Consider the following 5,556-nt stretch of genomic DNA (forward strand, 5'->3'; position numbering starts at 1 on the left):
TACGTTAAGTCCGGCGGCGTCCTACTCTCCCACAAGGTCCCCCTTGCAGTACCATCGGCGCTGAGAGGCTTAGCTTCCGGGTTCGGAATGTGACCGGGCGTTTCCCTCTCGCTATGACCACCGGAACACTCTCGACCAGATCATGCATTTGGTCTCAAAGCTGTCCCGGCTGCTGCCTCCCGTGAAGAGGGCAGAGCGGTGTATTCAGTTTCGATTCCCGATCATCTGTCGGGAACCACAAAGTGGACGCGAGCCCGTGCAACAAGTGCACGGAAATCAGTGTGTTATCAAGTCTTCGGCTTATTAGTACCGGTCAGCTCCACGGGTCGTTAGTCCCCGCTTCCACATCCGGCCTATCAACCCAGTAGTCTGCTGGGAGCCTCTCACACTCAAGGTGCATGGAAATCTCATCTCGAAGACGGCTTCCCGCTTAGATGCTTTCAGCGGTTATCCGGTCCGAACGTAGCTAATCAGCGGTGCCCTTGGCAGAACAACTGACACACCAGAGGTTCGTCCATCCCGGTCCTCTCGTACTAGGGATAGATCTTCTCAAATTTCCAACGCGCGCAGCGGATAGGGACCGAACTGTCTCACGACGTTCTAAACCCAGCTCGCGTACCGCTTTAATGGGCGAACAGCCCAACCCTTGGGACCTACTCCAGCCCCAGGATGCGACGAGCCGACATCGAGGTGCCAAACCATGCCGTCGATATGGACTCTTGGGCAAGATCAGCCTGTTATCCCCGAGGTACCTTTTATCCGTTGAGCGACAGCGCTTCCACAAGCCACTGCCGGATCACTAGTCCCGACTTTCGTCCCTGCTCGACCTGTCAGTCTCACAGTCAAGCTCCCTTGTGCACTTACACTCGCCACCTGATTGCCAACCAGGTTGAGGGAACCTTTGGGCGCCTCCGTTACTCTTTGGGAGGCAACCGCCCCAGTTAAACTACCCATCAGGCACTGTCCATGAACCCGATCAGGGTCCTACGTTAGACATCCAAAGTGACCAGAGTGGTATTTCAACAATGACTCCACGAACACTAGCGTGCCCGCTTCACAGTCTCCCACCTATCCTACACAAGCCACTCCGAACACCAATACCAAACTGTAGTAAAGGTCACGGGGTCTTTCCGTCCTGCTGCGCGTAACGAGCATCTTTACTCGTAGTGCAATTTCGCCGAGTTCGCGGTTGAGACAGCTGGGAAGTCGTTACGCCATTCGTGCAGGTCGGAACTTACCCGACAAGGAATTTCGCTACCTTAGGATGGTTATAGTTACCACCGCCGTTTACTGGGGCTTAAATTCAGAGCTTCGCCCAAAGGCTAACCCTTCCTCTTAACCTTCCAGCACCGGGCAGGCGTCAGTCCGTATACATCGTCTTGCGACTTCGCACGGACCTGTGTTTTTAGTAAACAGTCGCTTCCCACTGGTCTCTGCGGCCTTCAACGCTCACGGAGTAAATCCGGTCACGTGTCCGGCCCCCCTTCTCCCGAAGTTACGGGGGCATTTTGCCGAGTTCCTTAACCACGATTCTCTCGATCTCCTTGGTATTCTCTACCTGACCACCTGAGTCGGTTTCGGGTACGGGCGGCTGCAACCTCGCGTCGATGCTTTTCTCGGCAGCATAGGATCACTGATTTCCCCTTACGGGTACGCGTCGGATCTCAGGCGTACAGACGACGGATTTGCCTATCGTCAGCCCTACATCCTTACACCAGGTTCACCTTACGGATACCATCGCCTGGCTCAGCTACCTTCCTGCGTCACACCTGTTCATACGCTAACCGCACCAGCATGGGGTCGAGCGTTAGACCGGCCACCATCACCCCGAAGGGATCCGGTTGTACCGGGTTAGGACTCTTAGCACCACTGGATTAGCTTGGGCGGTTGTTCGCCGGTACGGGAATATCAACCCGTTGTCCATCGACTACGCCTGTCGGCCTCGCCTTAGGTCCCGACTTACCCAGGGCGGATTAACCTGGCCCTGGAACCCTTGGTCTTTCGGAGGACGGGTTTCTCACCCGTCTTTCGCTACTCATGCCTGCATTCTCACTCGTGTAGCGTCCACGGCTGGATCACTCCGCCGCTTCACTCGCCACACGACGCTCTCCTACCACTCCGCACGACTGAACCACGAAGGCTTGTCTATAGTGCGAAATCTACAACTTCGGTGGTGTGCTTGAGCCCCGTTACATTGTCGGCGCGGAATCACTTGACCAGTGAGCTATTACGCACTCTTTCAAGGGTGGCTGCTTCTAAGCCAACCTCCTGGTTGTCTGTGCAACTCCACATCCTTTCCCACTTAGCACACGCTTAGGGACCTTAGTTGGTAGTCTGGGTTGTTTCCCTCTCGACGATGAAGCTTATCCCCCACCGTCTCACTGCTGCGCTCTCACTCACCGGCATTCGGAGTTTGGCTGACGTCAGTAACCTGTTGAGGCCCATCGGCCATCCAGTAGCTCTACCTCCGGCGAGAAACACGCAACGCTGCACCTAAATGCATTTCGGAGAGAACCAGCTATCACGAAGTTTGATTGGCCTTTCACCCCTATCCACAGCTCATCCCCTCCATTTTCAACTGAAGTGGGTTCGGTCCTCCACGACGTCTTACCGTCGCTTCAACCTGGCCATGGATAGATCACTTCGCTTCGGGTCTAGAACATGCGACTCAAACGCCCTATTCAGACTCGCTTTCGCTACGGCTGCCCCTCACGGGTTAACCTCGCCACATATCACTAACTCGCAGGCTCATTCTTCAAAAGGCACGCCGTCACCCCTACTAAGGAGGCTCCGACGGTTTGTAAGCAAACGGTTTCAGGTACTATTTCACTCCCCTCCCGGGGTACTTTTCACCTTTCCCTCACGGTACTTGTCCGCTATCGGTCATCTGGGAGTATTTAGGCTTATCAGGTGGTCCTGACAGATTCACACGGGATTTCTCGGGCCCCGTGCTACTTGGGATACACATCCGGCCATAACACCATTTCGTCTACGGGGCTGGCACCCACTACGGCCCGGCTTTCAAACCGGTTCGACTATGATGCGCTGTAACCGTCCCAGTCCGGCAGAACTGAGTGACGTGTCCCACAACCCCGACCATGCAACGCCCGCCGGCTATCACACATGATCGGTTTAGCCTCATCCGCTTTCGCTCGCCACTACTCACGGAATCACATGTTGTTTTCTCTTCCTGTGGGTACTGAGATGTTTCACTTCCCCACGTTCCCTCTACCCGCCCTATATATTCAGGCGGGAGTCACCAGGTCGCAAAGCGCCTGGCGGGGTTTCCCCATTCGGAAATCCTCGGATCGAGGCTCGATTATCAGCTCCCCGAGGCTTATCGCAGATTTCTACGTCCTTCATCGGCTCCAGATGCCAAGGCATCCACCGTTTGCTCTTAGAAACTTGACCACAAAGATTAAAATTGCGATCCAACGTCACACCAATCAACAACCCGAAGGCTGATCATGGATGACGCGAATCAAAGATGCTCGCGTCCACTGTGTAGTTCTCAACATACGATCGGCACCAGCACTCCCCCACCACAACGGTAGGTTCACCCTGGCCCGACGAAGGACCCGTAGGCCCAACCCCCACCATCACTCACGTGACAGTAGGAAGCCTGGTCCCTCAGGACCCAACAACGTGCACCAGCCGGCAGCTCCACCCACGACCCGTCCCAACCCTGCAAGCAGAGCGTACTGAGGTCGGAAGCATCACTCCCAACTGCACTGTCAATGTTCCACCCATGAGCTACCCGTCGGACACGTTCGGTCCGAAACAGGCGCCTGGACCAGCAACCAACCACCCCTAATGGGCGACCAGCACTGACCAGATGCTCCTTAGAAAGGAGGTGATCCAGCCGCACCTTCCGGTACGGCTACCTTGTTACGACTTAGTCCTAATCACCGATCCCACCTTCGACGGCTCCTTCCACAAGGGTTAGGCCACCGGCTTCGGGTGTTACCGACTTTCATGACTTGACGGGCGGTGTGTACAAGGCCCGGGAACGTATTCACCGCAGCGTTGCTGATCTGCGATTACTAGCGACTCCGACTTCATGAGGTCGAGTTGCAGACCTCAATCCGAACTGAGACCGGCTTTTTGGGATTCGCTCCACCTTACGGTATCGCAGCCCTTTGTACCGGCCATTGTAGCATGCGTGAAGCCCAAGACATAAGGGGCATGATGATTTGACGTCATCCCCACCTTCCTCCGAGTTGACCCCGGCAGTCTCCTATGAGTCCCCGGCATAACCCGCTGGCAACATAGAACGAGGGTTGCGCTCGTTGCGGGACTTAACCCAACATCTCACGACACGAGCTGACGACAACCATGCACCACCTGTACACCGACCACAAGGGGGCGACCATCTCTGGCCGTTTCCGGTGTATGTCAAGCCTTGGTAAGGTTCTTCGCGTTGCATCGAATTAATCCGCATGCTCCGCCGCTTGTGCGGGCCCCCGTCAATTCCTTTGAGTTTTAGCCTTGCGGCCGTACTCCCCAGGCGGGGCGCTTAATGCGTTAGCTACGACACAGAAACCGTGGAAAGGTCCCTACATCTAGCGCCCAACGTTTACGGCATGGACTACCAGGGTATCTAATCCTGTTCGCTCCCCATGCTTTCGCTCCTCAGCGTCAGTTACGGCCCAGAGATCTGCCTTCGCCATCGGTGTTCCTCCTGATATCTGCGCATTCCACCGCTACACCAGGAATTCCAATCTCCCCTACCGCACTCTAGTCTGCCCGTACCCACTGCAAGCCCGAGGTTGAGCCTCGGGATTTCACAGCAGACGCGACAAACCGCCTACGAGCTCTTTACGCCCAATAATTCCGGACAACGCTTGCACCCTACGTATTACCGCGGCTGCTGGCACGTAGTTAGCCGGTGCTTTTTCTGCAGGTACCGTCACTTTCGCTTCTTCCCTACTAAAAGAGGTTTACAACCCGAAGGCCGTCATCCCTCACGCGGCGTTGCTGCATCAGGCTTTCGCCCATTGTGCAATATTCCCCACTGCTGCCTCCCGTAGGAGTCTGGGCCGTGTCTCAGTCCCAGTGTGGCCGGTCACCCTCTCAGGCCGGCTACCCGTCGTCGCCTTGGTGAGCCATTACCTCACCAACAAGCTGATAGGCCGCGAGTCCATCCCCAACCAAAAAATCTTTCCACCACCAGACCATGCGGCCAGTGATCATATCCAGTATTAGACGTCGTTTCCAACGCTTATCCCAGAGTCAGGGGCAGGTTACTCACGTGTTACTCACCCGTTCGCCACTAATCCACCCAGCAAGCTGGGCATCATCGTTCGACTTGCATGTGTTAAGCACGCCGCCAGCGTTCGTCCTGAGCCAGGATCAAACTCTCCGTAAAAAAATACAGACCCAACACCCGAAGGCATCAGACCGAGTTGATTCTGACTGTTGACTGTCTACTGACAATCTTCAATCCAAAAGGAATTGCTTCATGACCCAGTCAGCAAGCCGACCAGGCACGAGGTCAATCAATAAATTGGCATTGACAATGTGCACGCTGTTGAGTTCTCAAGGACCAGACGCACT

At 55.5% G+C, this 5,556-nt stretch carries 3 rRNA genes; all 3 read right to left on the reverse strand.

Features of this window, described 5'->3' with window-relative positions:
• Nucleotides 1-8: 8 nt before the first annotated feature.
• The 3 genes from rrf to DEJ03_RS17620 all read right to left on the reverse strand — a co-directional run bounded on the left by rrf (nt 9) and on the right by DEJ03_RS17620 (nt 5,368).
• Nucleotides 9-125 (reverse strand): 5S ribosomal RNA (gene rrf, locus DEJ03_RS17610).
• A 158-nt stretch (nt 126-283) separates the two neighbouring features.
• A 23S ribosomal RNA gene (locus DEJ03_RS17615) occupies nt 284-3,411 on the reverse strand.
• A 435-nt stretch (nt 3,412-3,846) separates the two neighbouring features.
• A 16S ribosomal RNA gene (locus DEJ03_RS17620) occupies nt 3,847-5,368 on the reverse strand.
• The 16S, 23S and 5S rRNA genes sit together here, the layout of an rRNA operon.
• Nucleotides 5,369-5,556 lie beyond the last annotated feature (188 nt).

Origin of the sequence: Curtobacterium sp. MCLR17_043 (assembly GCF_003224215.1) — a bacterium.
Classification (GTDB): Bacteria; Actinomycetota; Actinomycetes; order Actinomycetales; family Microbacteriaceae; genus Curtobacterium; species Curtobacterium flaccumfaciens.